The 15,942-nt window shown below is 58.6% G+C and carries 14 protein-coding genes; 5 read left to right on the top strand and 9 right to left on the bottom strand.

The features are described 5' to 3' along the window. Positions 1-780 carry a methyltransferase domain-containing protein gene (locus QAO71_RS11380; protein ID WP_280164466.1) on the bottom strand — a complete coding sequence of 260 codons (780 nt, stop codon included), beginning with the start codon at positions 778-780 and terminating at the stop codon, positions 1-3. 185 nt (positions 781-965) lie between these two features. Between QAO71_RS11380 and QAO71_RS11375 the strand changes: the two genes are divergently transcribed. Further along, on the top strand, positions 966-1,712 hold the full coding sequence (locus tag QAO71_RS11375) for a hypothetical protein (protein WP_036988726.1): 747 nt from the start codon (positions 966-968) through the stop codon (positions 1,710-1,712). 58 nt (positions 1,713-1,770) lie between these two features. Here QAO71_RS11375 and QAO71_RS11370 read toward each other — a convergent pair whose 3' ends face one another. Together QAO71_RS11370 and QAO71_RS11365 are read right to left on the bottom strand one after the other, a co-directional pair. Next, positions 1,771-2,934, bottom strand: coding sequence for a PepSY domain-containing protein (locus QAO71_RS11370; protein ID WP_136869628.1), 1,164 nt, complete (start codon positions 2,932-2,934; stop codon positions 1,771-1,773). 59 nt (positions 2,935-2,993) lie between these two features. Continuing rightward, on the bottom strand, positions 2,994-5,204 hold the full coding sequence (locus tag QAO71_RS11365) for a TonB-dependent siderophore receptor (protein WP_280164465.1): 2,211 nt from the start codon (positions 5,202-5,204) through the stop codon (positions 2,994-2,996). 139 nt (positions 5,205-5,343) lie between these two features. Here QAO71_RS11365 and QAO71_RS11360 point away from each other — a divergent pair, with 139 nt between their 5' ends. Beyond that, positions 5,344-5,682, top strand: coding sequence for a 4a-hydroxytetrahydrobiopterin dehydratase (locus QAO71_RS11360; protein ID WP_036988729.1), 339 nt, complete (start codon positions 5,344-5,346; stop codon positions 5,680-5,682). Here the strand turns inward: QAO71_RS11360 and QAO71_RS11355 are convergent, their stop codons facing one another. The 4 genes from QAO71_RS11355 to QAO71_RS11340 form a co-directional block, all read right to left on the bottom strand. Next, entirely contained in the window at positions 5,683-6,231 is a 549-nt protein-coding gene (locus QAO71_RS11355) for an NADPH-dependent FMN reductase (protein WP_036988730.1), read from the bottom strand. A 139-nt stretch (positions 6,232-6,370) separates the two neighbouring features. Next, positions 6,371-6,967, bottom strand: coding sequence for a glutathione S-transferase N-terminal domain-containing protein (locus tag QAO71_RS11350; protein ID WP_036988733.1), 597 nt, complete (start codon positions 6,965-6,967; stop codon positions 6,371-6,373). 1 nt (position 6,968) lies between these two features. Next, complete coding sequence (locus tag QAO71_RS11345) at positions 6,969-8,156, bottom strand: YbfB/YjiJ family MFS transporter (RefSeq protein ID WP_280164464.1); 1,188 nt, start codon at positions 8,154-8,156, stop codon at positions 6,969-6,971. Between the two features lie 20 nt (positions 8,157-8,176). Then, a complete protein-coding gene (locus QAO71_RS11340; protein WP_280164463.1) occupies positions 8,177-8,911 on the bottom strand; it encodes a GntR family transcriptional regulator in 735 nt (244 codons plus the stop codon). A gap of 154 nt (positions 8,912-9,065) precedes the next feature. Here QAO71_RS11340 and QAO71_RS11335 point away from each other — a divergent pair, with 154 nt between their 5' ends. Continuing rightward, positions 9,066-9,887, top strand: a complete 822-nt coding sequence (locus tag QAO71_RS11335; RefSeq protein WP_280164462.1) for an amidohydrolase family protein — start codon at positions 9,066-9,068, stop codon at positions 9,885-9,887. Between the two features lie 24 nt (positions 9,888-9,911). Beyond that, positions 9,912-11,213, top strand: a complete 1,302-nt coding sequence (locus QAO71_RS11330) for an SLC13 family permease (RefSeq protein WP_280164461.1) — start codon at positions 9,912-9,914, stop codon at positions 11,211-11,213. A gap of 62 nt (positions 11,214-11,275) precedes the next feature. Here the strand turns inward: QAO71_RS11330 and QAO71_RS11325 are convergent, their stop codons facing one another. Next, positions 11,276-13,291 carry a carboxylesterase family protein gene (locus QAO71_RS11325; RefSeq protein WP_280164460.1) on the bottom strand — a complete coding sequence of 672 codons (2,016 nt, stop codon included), beginning with the start codon at positions 13,289-13,291 and terminating at the stop codon, positions 11,276-11,278. A gap of 526 nt (positions 13,292-13,817) precedes the next feature. Next, positions 13,818-15,140 carry a ferric reductase-like transmembrane domain-containing protein gene (locus tag QAO71_RS11320; protein WP_280164459.1) on the bottom strand — a complete coding sequence of 441 codons (1,323 nt, stop codon included), beginning with the start codon at positions 15,138-15,140 and terminating at the stop codon, positions 13,818-13,820. A 161-nt stretch (positions 15,141-15,301) separates the two neighbouring features. On the opposite strand from QAO71_RS11320, the gene QAO71_RS11315 reads away from it, so the two are divergent. Further along, positions 15,302-15,835, top strand: coding sequence for a gluconokinase (locus tag QAO71_RS11315; RefSeq protein WP_280164458.1), 534 nt, complete (start codon positions 15,302-15,304; stop codon positions 15,833-15,835). Positions 15,836-15,942: the final 107 nt, after the last annotated feature.

Below are 15,942 nucleotides of genomic sequence, written 5' to 3'. Positions count from 1 at the left end.
TCAATCGGCTCTCAGCCAGCAATGCAGATAGCGCCCCAGATGCCGGTAAGCCGGGTGCCGGCTATACAGCAATTCCTGCTCGATCACCTGTTGCGCATCGGCCTCGTCCTTGAACGGCTCGTGCATATAGTCATGGAATACCCGCACGCCGGTCTGCTCGCGGCGATCGAACCCCGCCGCCGCTATCCAGCTATATACCTCACGTGGGTCCAATGGCTGCTGAGGTGTCAGGCTGCGCTTGCCTTCGCCGGCCAGCTGGTTGCGTTGCAGCTTGCGGAACTGGCCTTTGATCAGGTTCTTGTAGATCAGCGCGTCGCGGTTGTAGAAGGCCAGTGACACGGCGCCCGCATCGTTGATCAGTTGCCGCAGGCAAAGCAGGGCGCTGGCCGGGTCCGCCAGCCATTCCAGCACAGCGTGACAGATCACCAGATCGTAGCGCTCGCCCCGGGCCGGCAACTGCTGCAACGGCAACTGCAGAAACTGCAGAGACTGGCCCGGCTGCAGCGGCTGGCTTGCCAGGCGCTCGCGAGCGGCGTCCAGCATTTCTTCGGCAGGGTCGCTGACCGTCACGCTGTGGCCCCGCTGCAACAGCCATTCGCTGATATGCCCCAAGCCGGCACCGGCATCCAGAACCCGTAACGCTTGACCCTCGGGCGTGAGCTCGGCCAGCCACTCCTGAAGGTCGCGAGTAAGTACCGCAAGGCGAATCGCACCCTTGGGGCCGGCGTATATCTTGCGCGCGAAATGGGTGCCCAGCTGGTCGAAATACCGATCGGTCATAAAGAATTTTCTACCTGCGCATGGGCAATCACAAGCGACTGCGGACGAGAGGATTCAAGGTCTCGAAGTATATCAGGTGCCTTCACATTCATGGTCTTACGTAGCGAATCGGTAGGAAAATACGAACTTCTTTGCGGCCGGCCGGTCGGTATTTACTCAGGTAATAAACCAAGAGGAAATACCTTATGCGCCTTAGCAAAATATTGATTCCGGTTTCTGCCGTGGGATTGATGGCTGGGTCGACCTATGTTCTGGCTGCAGATCCGGTCTCCAATCTGGGCATCATCATCGCTGCTGACAAATATGAAATGAACTCGGATAACGATGATGTCGATGGTCGTGACGAGACTGTCGGCAAGGGTGGTATTTTCTACAATTACGGCAACAAGATGACGGGTGGCCCCGGCACGATTTTCCAGATTGGTGCCGATATCCGTTACGGCGAAAAGAATGACAACGAGGTCAAGGACGCCCGTGCTGAAGCGGACCTCGGTGTGCGCATGCCGTTGAGCAACAACAGCAACTTCGACATGCTGGTCGGTCTGGGTTACGACTGGACTCGCTTTGAGTTGGAACGCAGTAACGCCGACGTGGAGCTGAGTAACAAGAGCCCCTTCGCCAAGGCCGCGATCGGGTGGCACCATCAAGGTGACACCTTGACCACCCGGCTGGAGGTGGGTACCCGTTACAGCATTGAAGGCGAGGGCAAGGTGAAGCTGACCGGGTATGGCAGCGAAACCGCTGATCTGAAGAACAAGTTCAACCCCTATGCGGAGCTGAACTTCCTCTGGGACCGTGGCCAAGGCTTCCCCTTCACCGCGGGGGTGTATTACACCCAGACCAATTACGAGCTGGATGATGATTACATGCTGGCAGACAACACCGAGCTGGAAAGCAACGAGTTCGGCGTCAAGCTGGGCGTGCTGTTCTGATCCATCGCTGAGTTGTCCCCGTGATCCCGCAGCCGGTCTCGTCTGCGGGATCGTTTTTTCAGGCCCGGCGCAACTGCCGCGCCTGCCGCTTGCGCCACCAGATGATCACTCCGGTTATCGACAGCACGAAAATCGCCACACCCAGGACAGCAATCAGGATGCGCCCCGGCAGGCCGAGAATCCGTCCGCCATGGATAGGTGCCTGCAGCTGGAAGAACCGCTCGCCCCAGGTGCCCTGACCGGGGATTTCCTGCCCCAGCAAACGACCGTCCGTGCCGTGGAAAAAGATCCAGGCATTGCCTTCATTGCTGGCATGATCGCCAAAACCCGCGCCATAGAAGTTGTATTCGAAGCTGTAGTACAACTCGGTGATGGGCTCTAGCAACTGCAGCTCACGGGCATGCTCCATCGCCAATTGATAGGCTTCGCCGTAGCCATAACCGGTGATGCCCAATTCCTCGGCCGGCAATTCGCTGCGTGCTTCATAGACACTCGGCGCCACCGGCGAGACCAGCGACACCACCGGCTTGAAGATCTGCTCCGGCAGGTTCATCGCCACGCTGCTCACAGCTACCGGCAACAACAGCAACCATAGCCAGAGGCCGCCGGCGCGGTGAATATCCAGATTGACCCGCGTGGCGTGGCCGCGCTTGATCTTCCAGGCCCGTTGCCACTTCTGCCAGAACGGCCGCCCACGGGGAAAGGTCAATACCAGGGCGATGAAGCAGTCCAGCACCCAGGCGATGGCCACCAGCCCCATCAGCCACAGCCCCCAGTTGCCGGGCAGGGTCAGGTTGTAATGAAACTCCAGCATGAAGGGCACGAAGTTACGGCGGGAGAAGCAGCAATCACCCCAGTAACGCTCGCCGACCTGCTCGCCGGTGACCTGATCCAGATAGCGCACTATTGGCCTGTCGGGCCAGGGTTTGCCGGTCTCCGGGTCGGTGCGCGGGACCATCGCCAGTAGCGCGGCATGGTCGGCCTCGTCGGGAAACTCCATGTACCACACCTGCATGCGTGGCCAGGCGGTTTCTACCCGCTCGACCAGTTGCTCCGGTGGCAGTACCGGGCCAGTGGAGCTGGTGTGGTACAGCTCGGGGTTGAGCCATTCATCCAGCTCATGGTGAAAGGCGAGAATGCTGCCGGTCAGGCCCGCCAGCGCCAGAAACAGCGCCATGGCCAGTCCAAGGTAGCGGTGAAGATACAACAGGATGGAACGCATTGATTTTTATCCGAAATGCATAAGGCCGCCGGCAGACTGCCGGCGGCCTTATCGGGTGGTCAGAAGTCGTAGGTCAGGGTCGCCATGACGTTGCGCTCGTCGCCGTAATAGCACTGGCTCAAACTGTTGCAGGCCGCCACGTAGGTTTCGTCGGTCAGATTGTTCAGGTTGACGCGCAGGCCCAGCCCGGACGCACCCAACTGGCTGAGATCGTAGCCGACCGAGGCATCGAACAAGGTGTAGGAGGGGATGCGCAGGGTATTTTCCGCGTCCGCCCAGCTCTTGCCGAAATAACGGACCCCGGCGCCCAGTTGCAGGCTCGCCAATGGGCCGCTGGTGAAGCTGTAGTCAGCCCACAATGAAGCCATGTTCTTCGCCACTGCATTGGGGGTATTGCCACGGTTATTGACGCCGGCAGTGCCGGTGAAATCCTTCGAATACTCCACGTCCATCCAGGTGTAGCTGGCCAGCACATTGACCGGCTCGATAGGTTTGAAACGAGCTTCCAGTTCGACGCCGCGGGAGCTGATTTCGCCCACTGCGCGGTAGAAAGACTCACCGGAATCTTTGTTAGCCAGATTCGATTGGGTCAGGTCGAACAGCGCAATGGTATACAGGTCCTGGGTGCCGGGCGGCTGGAACTTGAGGCCGACTTCGGTCTGTTCGCCTTCGGTTGGATCGAGCAGGCTGATGTCAAACACGCCGGGTGCGGTTTCGTTGTAGGCGCCGGTGGCGTTGGGGTTGAACGACTGAGAAAAACTCGCGTAGGGTGATAGGCCATTGTCGAAGGCGTACAGTAATCCGATGCGACCGGAAAATTGATCGATACGCGCATCATCAGCTTGATTGCCGTACATCGAGCGGGTCTGCTCGAAATCCATATCCACCCAGTCCTGACGCGCGCCCAGCGATAACCGCCAGTTGCCCAGGCTGATCAGATCTTGAACATACAAGCCGGTCTGCTCCAGAAAGCGGGCTTCGTCATACTGGTGATAGAACACCGGAGTGGCTGCTCCTTCGGCGCCGGTAAAGGGGTCGATTGGGGCGAGGCCATAACCGGCGTCATAAGCGACCTTGGTTTTGCGCCGCTGGTAATCCAGTCCGGTGACCAGCGTATGGGACAGCTCGCCGGTGGCAAACTCGAACTGCAGCTGGTTATCCACACTCCAGGCATGCAGCGCTTCATCGGCGCCGGTGTAATAGCGGTCCAGGTTATCGGTGCCGGGAACGTAACCATACTGGTAGACCTGACCGGAATCGACCGTCGAATCCAGATACTGGAAATTCTGCCGGGCCGATACCACATCATTGAAGCGATGCTCCAACTGATAGCCGAGCATGTACTGATGGCGCTCGAATTTCTCGTAATCCTCATCGCCTTCGAAGAAACTGCGGGAGATGCGCCGGCCGTTGTGCGACGTGACCGTACCCTGCGCCGGCAACCCACCGTGGTAGCCGCCTTCGGGATCATGTTGCAACATCGCCAGCAGGGTCAGGCGGGTATCCTGAGTGAAATCAATAGCCAGCGACGGCATCAGCGCGAAGCGTTCGCTCTTGATGTCATCTACCTGGCTGGCCGCATCACGCACCACGCCGACCAGGCGATAGTTTACCCGCCGCCCTTCATCCAGCGGGGCGCCGATATCGAATGCGGCCTGCTTGTAATCGTGACTGCCATAGGACAGTTGCAACTGACGATGGGTGTCATAACCCGGCTTCTTGCTGGTCATCGCCACCAGTCCTCCCGGCAGGCTGCGACCATAGAGTACCGAAGACGGGCCCTTGAGAATGTCGATCCGCTCGACAAAGTAGGGATCGACCTGCAGCGTGCTGTAGGTGGCGCTGTCGCCCAACAGCTTCTGGCCATCCAGATACAGGTTGTCGACCGAGCCGTCGGTAATACCACGCATGGCGACATAGTCGTAGCGGCTGGTCGCGCCATAGGGCGAACTCATCAAACCCGGGGTGTAACGCAGGGCCTGGGCTACGCTCTGCGCGCCCTGGTCATCCATCTGCTTGCGGGTGACAACGGATACGCTCTGGGAGGTTTCCAGCAGTGGCATGCTGGTCTTGGTCGCCACACTGCTATGGGTAGCGCGATAGCCTTCGGTCTCACCCAGCGCATTACCCAGGGAGCCCCTGATGTAGGTGGGCTGCAGCTCAATGCCGGTGCTTGCTTCGGCTGGTTCGCCGGCGGCCATGACCGGTAGCGCCAGGGATATGGACAGGGGCAGCAGCAACAGGGTGAAGGGAATGGCGGTGCGCGGCATGGAGGTTCCTTTTCGTTTCAGGGATAAAAACGAAAGGAATATTAATCTTACTGATAACGATTTGCATTAATTATTTGCTGCTCAGTCAGGCGCGCTATAGTGGTGGAGCATCAGACGAATTCACGGGAGGCAGAACAACATGAGTACATTGACCCAGCAGCATTGCGAAGCTTGTCGCGCAGATGCGCCCAAGGTCAGCAAGCAGGAACAGGTGGAGCTGCAGCGCGAGATTCCCGGGTGGGAGATCATCGAGGAGGGCAATGAGCAACAGCTCAAGCGCGTATTCTCTTTCCGGGATTTCGCCGCCGCGCTGGTCTTCACCAACAAGGTGGCGGAACTTGCCGAATCAGAGAACCATCACCCGGCACTGCTGCTGGAATACGGTAAGGTGACGGTACGCTGGTGGACGCACAAGATTGGTGGGCTGCACCGCAATGACTTCATCATGGCGGCGCGAACCGATCAACTGGCCTCCTGATCAACCCTTGAGCTTTTCCGCCAGTGAAACGAAGCGGTCAATATAGGCTTGCAGGAAACCATGGCTGGCAGAGCCGATCTCGCCATCGCTGGTGATCAATTCCGGTTTGAACTGGATATAGGCTTCGCCGCCCAGCACCACGGAGCCCAGAATGCCCATGATCTGGCGCAGATGCTGTTGGGCGTGTGCGGCACCCATGGCACCCGGCGAGGTACCGGTGAGGGCGACCGGCTTGTCGCGCCAGACGTTCTTGTCCATCGGCTTGGAACCCCAGTCAAGAGCGTTTTTCAGCACTGCAGGAACCGAGCGGTTATGTTCGGGCGTGACGATCAGCACGGCATCGGCAGTATTGATTTCGTCGGTGAAACGGTTAACGCTCGCCGGACGCTCGACTTCCAGATCCAGGCTGTACATGGGCAGGTCGTCAATCTGCGGATAGCTCACGGAAAAGTGCGCGGGCAGCAGCTTGGCCAGCGCCTGGGCATATTGACGGTTGATGGATACACGGTTGTTGCTGCCTACCACGATTGCCAGATGGATATTGCTCATTGGTGTCTCCAAAGGGCCACGCGCAGGCGTGGCGGGGAATGATTGGGCTATTGATGGTAGCGATTATCGATCATGATCGGCGATGAATAAATCGCTTATTTTGCGTTATTCATATCAAATTAATCGATATTAAGATGGCTCAGTTGAAGGCCGTCTCAGTGAAATTCGCCCGCACGGTGACCCGCTGGTGCCAAGCGGCCAATTCCGGGTAGCGGGACCGCCAATCAATCTCGGGCAGCCGGAACAGCACATAATCCAGGGCTACGGCCGTCACGATAATGCTGAGGTCCAATGTCTGCTGACCATCATCCCGATGCTGCGAAGCAAGAGCCTGGATGCTGCGGTCAATGGCCTGCAGCCGGCGCTGGCCGAGAACTGACTGATCTGCTTCGGCATCATGCTTGCGGCCGATCACGGTAGTGAAGGCTGCTTCCATCAGACCATAGCCCAGACCGGTGCGCTGCAATACCGCGGCGAGCTCTGCCGGTGGCAGCAGCCGCGGCGACGGCGTCAGGTTGTCCAGGTACTGGGCAATCAGCAGCGACTCGGCAATGGCATGACCGTCCTCGGTAACCAACACCGGAATGCGACCCACCGGATTGGCCTGCAGCAGCGCCGGGTCGTTCGTCCAGGGATCGCTCCAGCCTAGTTCCAGCTGATCCTGCAGTCCCTTTTCCAAGGCAATGATGCGGGCCACGCGGGCAAAGGGGGAAGTGGCATTCAGGTAGAGTTTCATGTCACAGGCTCCGTGGTGAGGCGGCCGGTTGAAAGCGACCGCTGAAGATGATCAGTAACAACCCAAGACCGAGCAGGGCGCTACCCAGGGCGAACAGCGGTTGGTAGGTGCCGAGCATGGCGTACAGGCCGGACATGGCATAGCCCGACGCCGCCTGCAGCACGGCAAAGGCGGCCGTGGCATAACCCCACAGGCGTTTATGCTCGGCAGGGCCACCTAGTTCGGCCAGTCGCCCGGAGGTCATGGCCACGAGACCGGGTACCATGGCACCGACCAGGAAAGAAGAGATCGAATTGCTGAGCAACCCGCTGGCAAACAGCGGCAGGGCAATGGCCAGGCATTTGATCAGATAGCCGGTAGCCAGACTGCGGTGCCAGCCGAGGCGACTGACCAGCAGTCCGGCGACCAGCGGGCCGATGATCGCGCCGGCGCCAAACATTGCCCATTGCGCGGCCGCCGCGCTGCTCGTCTGGCCCTGCTCGCGGGCCAGATAATCCACCCAGAACACCGTATGCGGAATGAACCCGGCGGCGTCCATCGCGTAGGCCAGCATCACCAGTATGATGGCGATGCTCAATACAGGGGCGCCGCCGCCGGTTCCGTTGGCAGCTGTGATCGTCGCGGCCGGCGGCAGCCGCGCCAGCCCCTGGTCACAGATAAAACCAGCCAGTAGTGATAATACGCCGAGGGTCAGCCAGCTCCACATCAGGTCGTATTGGATAAGCAGCGGCAGCAGCGTCGCCGACAGCAATGCCCCCAGGCCGATACCGCAGAATACCAGCGGGCCGACGACCGGGCGTCGAGCGATGGGTGCGCGGGTCAAGGCCAGCGAGGGGCCGACTACCACCAGAATCGCTCCGGTAATACCGGCGAGCAGACGCCAGAAAAAGAACCAGGCGAAACTACCGGGCGTAGCGCTGGCGAAAAAGCTCAGGGCGATGCTGATAAAGCAGAAGGCGAGTAATTGCCGTGCGCCGAACCGTTCGGAGAGCCGATGGGCCATCAGTGCGCCCAGCAGGTAGCCCAGCAGATTGGCGGCGCCGAGATAGATCGCGGCACTGGCATCGAACCAGCCCTGCAGCACCAGTATCGGAATCAAGGGGGTATAGGCAAAACGGGCAAGTCCGACGCCGACCAGGGTGGCCATCATGCCAGTCAGCAGAGGTGGCAAATCGTTGCGCTGAATCATAAGAGGTTACAGGCGCTCCTTCAGCGCAGGTCGATCTGATAGCGAAAGCCTTCGGCCGCGCCCCGTGACAGGCGGTATTCCAGCGGCGTGGCATCATAACCCAGGGCGATGCGTTCAATTGCCACCACCGGCTCACCGGCGGTAATACCGAGAAGCTCCGCCATATGCTTGTCGGCTGATTCAATGGTCAGGGTTTCCCGAGCCGAGGCGATCAGTTGGCCACAGCGTTCCTCATAAAAGGGGTAGAGCATGTTGGCAAACTGGGTGGGATCAATGTCCAGCAAGGGGGAGAATCGGTCCTTCGGCAGCCAGATCTCTTCGCGAAACAGGCGATCTTCCTGAATGATCCGCTCACGCGCCAGGTATACGGCGGGCTCGTTCTGTTCCAGCGCGAGGGCGTATCGAACAGCCTCTGGAGGCAACTCAAGCGAGCGCGTGAGAATACGGCTCTGGGGCACCGGTTGGTTACCCGTGGGGCTGACCTGACGGAAGAACCGGAAGAACGATTCGGCAAACTGCGGTCTGCGCACAAAGGTTCCGCGCCCGTGACTGCGTTCCAGTATTCCTTGCGTGACCAATGTATCGACAGCTTTTCTGACCGTGCCGATGGCCACGCCATGGAGCCTGGTCAGCTCCGTTTCGCTAGGGATGGGCGTGCCGGGTAGCCATTCTCCGGCGGCAATCCTGGCCAGCATTTCATCGCTGAGCTGTTGATACAACGGCAGGCGTTCGTCAGGTCTCATTCTCGCGGGCATGCACATATCCAGGTGAGCGAAGGCGCCATCTTACCACCAAGGTCGCAGGTGAAAAGATTTGACAGTCTGCGGCGTCATCAATATTGTCCTCTAGTCATCTATATGAGTATATCTCTAGGCGAACCTGCGCCATAACAACATTAAAGGTATTTCCATGAAGTCCTCCCCGCTTGCAGTAACAGGGATTGATACCCATGCCCATATTTTTCGTCATGATCTGCCCATGGCGGCCGGTCGTCGTTACAGCCCCTCCTATGATGCGCTGGTGGAAGACTACCTGGCCCACCTGCAAGGCAGCGGTCTTTCCCATGGGGTGCTGATCCAGCCAAGTTTTCTTGGTACCGACAACAGCTTCATGCTCGAGGCGGTTCGCCGCTACCCGGAGCAGTTGCGCGCCGTGGTGGTGGTCGACCCGCAGATCAGCGATGCGGAGCTGGATAGGCTGGAGGCCTCGGGTACGGTCGGGGTACGATTGAATCTGGTGGGTCTGGCGCTGGAAGATTTTGCCCAGCCACGCTGGCAAGAGTTCTTCCTGAAACTGGCTCGTCGTCATTGGTCGGTTGAGATCCAGCGGGGGATGGAGGATCTGGCGCTGATTCTTCCCAGCATTCTCGAATCCGGGGTGGCAGTGGTGATCGATCATTTCGGCCTGCCCAAAGGCATGATTGATCCGGACCACAGTAGTCACGGCCGCTTCCTCAGCCTGCTGGCCCATGAACAGCTCTGGATCAAGCTTTCCGCGACCTATCGCAATAACCTGACGCTGGACCAGGCAGCGGCCAACCTGCGGGTGCTGACCAGTGCCTGTGGCGGTCATGACCGATTCCTCTGGGGCAGCGACTGGCCGCATACCCAGTTCGAGGATCAGGTCAGCTACGTTTCCCAATATTCCATTATCGAAGCGCTGCTGCCGAATCCTGAGCACCGCGCCAAGGTGCTGGTGGACAATCCCGGCAAGCTGTTCAAGTTCGCCTGATCACAACTGCAAAGGTACTTCAGCATGACGAGTTTCATTGTGGTTGCTGCCATCATTGCCGCCATCGCCCTGGGCTATAAGACCAGGATCAATATCGGCCTGTTTGCCATCGCGTTTGCCTACCTCATCGGCTGCTTCGTAATGGGTCTGAGCCCGTCCGAAGTCATCGGTATGTGGCCACTGAAAATGTTCTTCATCATTTTCGCCGTGTGCCTGTTCTACAGTTTCGCCATCGTCAACGGCACTTTGGAGAAGTTGTCGGAGCACCTGCTCTATCGTTGCCGAAACGTGCCACATCTGCTGCCCTATGCCATTTTCTTCACATCGGCGCTGATTGCCGCGATGGGCGCCGGTTACTACACGGTGCTCGCCTTCATGGCGCCGATTACGCTGATGCTGTGTGAAAAAACCCGCATGAGCCTCATTATCGGGGCGATGTCGGTCAACTATGGCGCGCTTGGCGGGGCCAACTTCGTATCCAGCCAGAGCGGGATCATTTTCCGCAGCTTGATGGTCAACTCGGGGATCGCCGAAGAAGTTGCCTTCATCAACAGCTTCGGTATTTTCGCCAGCACCATGCTGATTCCGCTGGCGGTCATTACCGTGCTGGTGTTCTTTACCGGCCACAGGAAATCCATGCAGGGTGCGAGTCTCGGAGTAAGCCTGCCGACAGCATTCAACCAGCAGCAGAAAACCACCCTGTGGCTGACCCTGTTGATGATGGCGCTGGTGCTGATGGCGCCTATTGCCCACCTGATCTTCCCGGACAGCGCCACTGCCACTTTCATCAACAGCAAGATGGATATCGGATTGATCGCCAGTGTTTTCTCGGTGATTGCGCTGTTGCTGAAGCTGGGCGATGAGCGCAAAGCCATGGCGTCGGTGCCCTGGAGCACACTGATCATGATCTGCGGTGTGGGCATGCTGATCGCCATTGCGATCAAGGCGGGCACCATCGACATGCTGGCCTCATGGATCGGTACCAACATTCCGACCAGTCTGGTGCCTCTGGCGTTTGGCATCGTCGCAGCGCTGATGTCGCTTTTCTCCAGCACGCTTGGTGTGGTGACGCCCGCGCTGTTTCCGATCGTGCCCTCCATTGCCGGCAACCTCGGCCTCGATCCGGTGATCATTTTCATCTGTATCGTCGCGGGCGCTCAGGCGACGTCCATCTCGCCGTTTTCCTCCGGGGGCAGCCTGATGCTCGGTGCCTGCCCTAATGAAGAGGCACGTTCGGGCCTGTTCTCGCAACTGCTGTTCCGGGCTGCGCCCATCGGTATTGTGGCCGCGTTGATATTCAGTATCGTGCTGACGTTCTTCTTCTAATAGGGAATGCAATGAAAGAAGGGCAGCTGGAAAGCTGCCCTTCTTTGCCGCTTACAGAGATATTACCTGACCGCGTCTGCCAGTCCGGTTTCTATGGTCGTCTCGGTCTCCGGGCCGATCTCGACAAACGTATCGTTGGACAGGGTGTAGACTGGCCAGTCCAGGCCATGGGTGCTGGGGTTTCCAGTCTTGGCGAAATTGGTCCACATCAGCATCATCTGCTGCGCAACGGCGGCGTCCTTCGAGCCCCATTCCATGGATGCATAAACATCCGCCGCATCCCCTTGGCTGCCGGTGATACCGTTGTCGTTCAGGTCGCCAATTTGTGGTCGGCTACCGTCCGGGGTGGTTACCAGGCCGAGCTGGAAGTTCTGCACCATGCCCGTCGGATGATTGAACAGGTAGGGCAGTTCACAGCCATGGCAGCTTCTCAATCCCATCTCGGCCCAGCCATCGGGTACCCGGCTGAACTTGTAGATGAACTGGTTTGATTGATAGTAGTCCGAGCGCTGCTCCAGCCAGATGGGGAACGATGACCGATGGTTCAGTCCGTCGCCCGATGTAACGCCGGCCATGAGCGGAACATCGCTTGGCATGCCGTTGAGAGCATTCTGGTAATAGGTCTCGGGCTGGTAATAATGATCCGCGTTCGGCCGATAAGTCTGACGTGGGATGCTGTTGTCCGCTTCTGCCTGGACGATGGCGGTCCACGGCAGCGCCCGGGCCTCTTCGAGGTTGCTGGCACCGATCCGCTCGAACATGGCTACCCCAAGCTCCTCTGCCGAACGCAGCGATTCGGAGGGCGAGCCGGTTTCATCCATGGGCGCAAAGGCGCTTTGCACAATGGCCTTGTGAAACAGGCCGGTGGCCTGGGGAGAGTTCATCAACGAGTAGGTTTTCCCGCCACCGCCGGACTGGCCGAACAAGGTGACATTGCCGGGATCACCGCCAAACTCGGCAATATTGTCCCGCACCCATTTCAGCGCCATGACCAGATCCATCTGACCGTAGTTGCCGGAGCCACCGTACTGGCTTTCAGCGCTCAGCTGGGGATGGGCAATATAGCCGAAGGGCCCCAGGCGGTGGTTGACCGTCACCAGCACCACCCCTTCATTGGTCAAGCTGTCGGGGTTGTTGTACTGCCGAGAGTTGGCCGAAAGAATGGTGAAGGACCCGCCATGGAACCAGACCATCACCGGCAGGCCATCGGCGTCCTTGGGTGCGGTGACGTTGAGATAGAGGGAATCCTCGCTCATGCCCCCTTCGTTGATGCCTTCCAGTGCCATGTCCTGCGCTGACTGGTCCGCCCAGGCGATGGCATCGCGAACGCCTGACCAAGGTTCGGGCGGCTCCGGTTCACGCCAGCGCAGCTCTCCGAGCGGGGGAGCGGCATAGGGAATACCCAGAAACTGCCAGGTATCCTCGGTCGCTTCGAAGCCGCGCAGCTCTCCCCCGGTGGTATTGATTGTTATCCGCGGGTTGGTCGCGCGCTGGAAGTGTTCGATCGCATCCGTAGCGGAGGCGATGACGCGAGGACGGGGGTCGGTATCGGAGAACGCTCCGGCGTCTTCCAATGCTGTAATCAACGGCTGGAGGCTGGTGCGAAAATCAGTCGTTGGCTGGTCGAAATCAATGTCGGGAGCATGTAAGGACACCTCAGTACTGATGGTGTCGGTGAGCTGGATGCCGTTATTCAAATCCCCATCGGCATCAAGGGTCTGCAGCAGAATCAGTTTGTTGTTGACCCGCTGATCCTGCGCCGAGCTGGCGCCTGCGGTGATGCTCAGTGGCGTCAGTATCTCTGCTCCCTCGGCGGCTCCCAATTCCAGCGCGCCGATAGAGAAGGTAATGGTTTCCCCTTGTCGATACTGAAACTGACCCTGGTCGTCCGTGGCGCTCGCGGCGGTGTCGGTGCCCTGGTAATCGAGCCCCGACACGGCGCTGTCGATGAAAGTGCCGGTAAGCACCGTGGGTTTCGAGGAGGAAGAAGAACCACCGAAACAGCCGGCCAGCAGCAAGGGTACCAAGGAGGTGGCCAATACAATCGAGCGATTGCCTGGTCTGGTCATGCGATACATGAATTGAACTCCAATTATTGTTGTTTTAAGCCTTTCGGGACAGATGCTTTGCTCCGCACCGAGAATATCCGTTGCGGGCCACATCCATGGCCTAACGAAAGAACGTTGCGTTCCGATCGGGAACGCCGGGCAGTATAGAAGCGAATAGTGAGACGTAACCCAAATTGGTTAGTCTTGGAGCCAGAAGTGCAGATGGTGGCAGGATGGAGTCAGGCGGGATCGCCATGTGATTTTAAGTCATTATCAAGATGTGTCTCTACTGACGCAGAGCGCTTAAGGCCATTTATGCCTGGCAAAATTGAATCAGGCCTACTTTTGATTTTCCGTCTTTATGGTGACCGGGCATTCACTAACGGAATGATTGGTCATTAGTTGTCTTGGCTAGACTGACAGTGCCGCTCATTCACGACGGTAGGAGGAGAGCAGCCTCATGCAGCAGAGGACTGCATTGGTGGTCAGGGGTGACGGCCTGCGGCAAAAGCACGGTATTGCGCTGGATGACGCCGGCCGGGGAGCTTGGCTTAGGTCAGCGCATTTCAAACAGTTCCTGATGAAAGTGCTGGTGGACCGGGAAACCCGAAGCGGCGAAATCCCGGCGCAGCGCTTCGCCAAATTTCGCCGGGCCACAGAACCAGATACTTGCGTTACGCCATTCAGGAACTGCGGCGCGGATGCGCTCGGCAGTCAGATAGCCATCACGGGCATCGATCAACAGGTGCAGGCGCACATCGGTACTGCCGACGTCCTCGGTCAGGCGGGCGAGTGCCTGTTCATCCACTTCGGCGGTGCTATGGAAAAAATCCACCGGCTGATTTGCCGCCGGATGCGCAGCCAGATGTTTCAAGCGGGCGACAAAGGGGGTAACACCAATCCCGCCGCCGATCCAGATCTGCCGCGGGCGCGGGTCGTCGAAGGTAAAACAGCCGTAGGGGCCTTCCAGGATGATCGGCTGGGCGACAGTCAGCCGTTCATGCAGCGTACGGGTATGGTCACCCAGCTCCTTGACCACAAAGGTGATATCCGGCTCGTTGGGGTCCCAACTGGAGGCAATGGTGTACGGATGAAAACCTTCCTTTGCATTCGAGCTGGCAAAGGCGAACTGGCCGGGTTGATGCCCCGGCCAACCCGATACCCTGGTCTGTATTTCCAGTGATTTGACCCCGCCATAGTAATGCAGCCCGGTAATGCTGCCCGGTACCCGGCGCTGGGCACCTACCCGACGTAACAGCGAGATCACCGCAGCCCAGCTGCCAACGACCAGCAGCAGACCAGTCAGCCAGCCAATGGGAGATTCCCAATAGCTGAACTTGAGCAGTACCAGGCTATGCATTGCCAACACCAGATAAATGATGGCCAACAGCCGGTGGACCTGGGAAAACAGTCGGTAGGGGACGCGCTTGATCAGCGCCAGGACGATGAAGATAACCGCAACATAGAAAGCCCATTCGCCCAGGCTTTCGGCGAGGCCGCGTTGGTTGTAAAAAAAAGCTTCCAGTGGTTGCTGCACAGCCTTGGGGCCTTTTTGCGGTTTTACCAGCCAGCCCCAACCCACTGCCCATTTTGGCCCTTTGGCAGCCAACCAGTGGAGAACGGAAAGAACCAATGCGCCCATGCCGAGCCATTTATGCAGCCGGTACATCTTGTCGAGTCCGTTTAGCCACCGTTCCAGCCATTTCGGCCTCAGTGCCAGCAGCATGCCAAGACTCATGCAACCTATGGCCAGCACACCGGTCAGTTGTACCAGCAGACTACGCCAGGTGAAAAACCCGCGCGTGTTAGACAGACCTGGCTCGGTGATCAGCCAGAGCAGGGCAATCAACCCCAGGCTCGACCAGAATACCCATTTCAAGTGACGCACCGTATAACCCCTCCCGGAGTGAGCTTGAATAACAGAACTCTGAGGAGTATTAAACGCGGTTTGCTGAGGTCAGCTCATGATCGATATCAATCAGCTTGATGTTTTTTGGCCGTATATTGAGCCAGACCTCAACTTTTCACGGGAGGTTGCCCATGAATCGGCTGAGTGAACAGCAGAGTATTATCAGCGCCATTGTCGTCATGGGCGTGACTGCCTGCGGTAAAAGCACCATCGCCGAGGCGATCGCTCAGCATGCTGATGGGGTGCACATCGAAGGCGACCAGTTCCACAGCGCCGCCAGCATTGCCAAGATGCGCGCGGGTATTGCGCTGGATGACGCCGATCGGGAAGCTTGGCTCATTGAGCTCGGCGAGTTGCTAGCCGAAGCGGTGGCGGCGGGGCAGCGGCCGGTGCTCAGTTGCTCTGCCTTGAAGCGGTCTTATCGTGAGCAGTTGCGAGCAGCCGTACCCGGGCTGGGCTTTGTGTTCCTGGATATCGACCGGGAAGAGGTGGAGCGCCGGGTAGCCCGGCGCCAGGGCCACTTCATGTCCAGGGATCTGGTTGATAGTCAGTTCGATACCTTGCAAAGCCCTGCTGATGAACCAGGCGTATTGACTGTGGATGCCACCCTGCCGGTGGCCGAGATCAGCTGCCAGGCAGTGGCTTGGTGGGACGCAAATAGATAATGTGCCGGTTGACGCTATCCATTCACCAAACCGATGCTGCCCACACAAGGCTGTTGATTCGCCTGGCTTTATATGGCCTTGCCAACGCGGCGCGGCTACTCTCGGGC

Source organism: Halopseudomonas sp. SMJS2 (assembly GCF_029866945.1).
GTDB classification, from domain to species: Bacteria; Pseudomonadota; Gammaproteobacteria; order Pseudomonadales; family Pseudomonadaceae; genus Halopseudomonas; species Halopseudomonas bauzanensis.
Note: the sequence above shows the minus strand (reverse complement) of the source record. Positions and strands in the feature narration are given on the sequence as shown.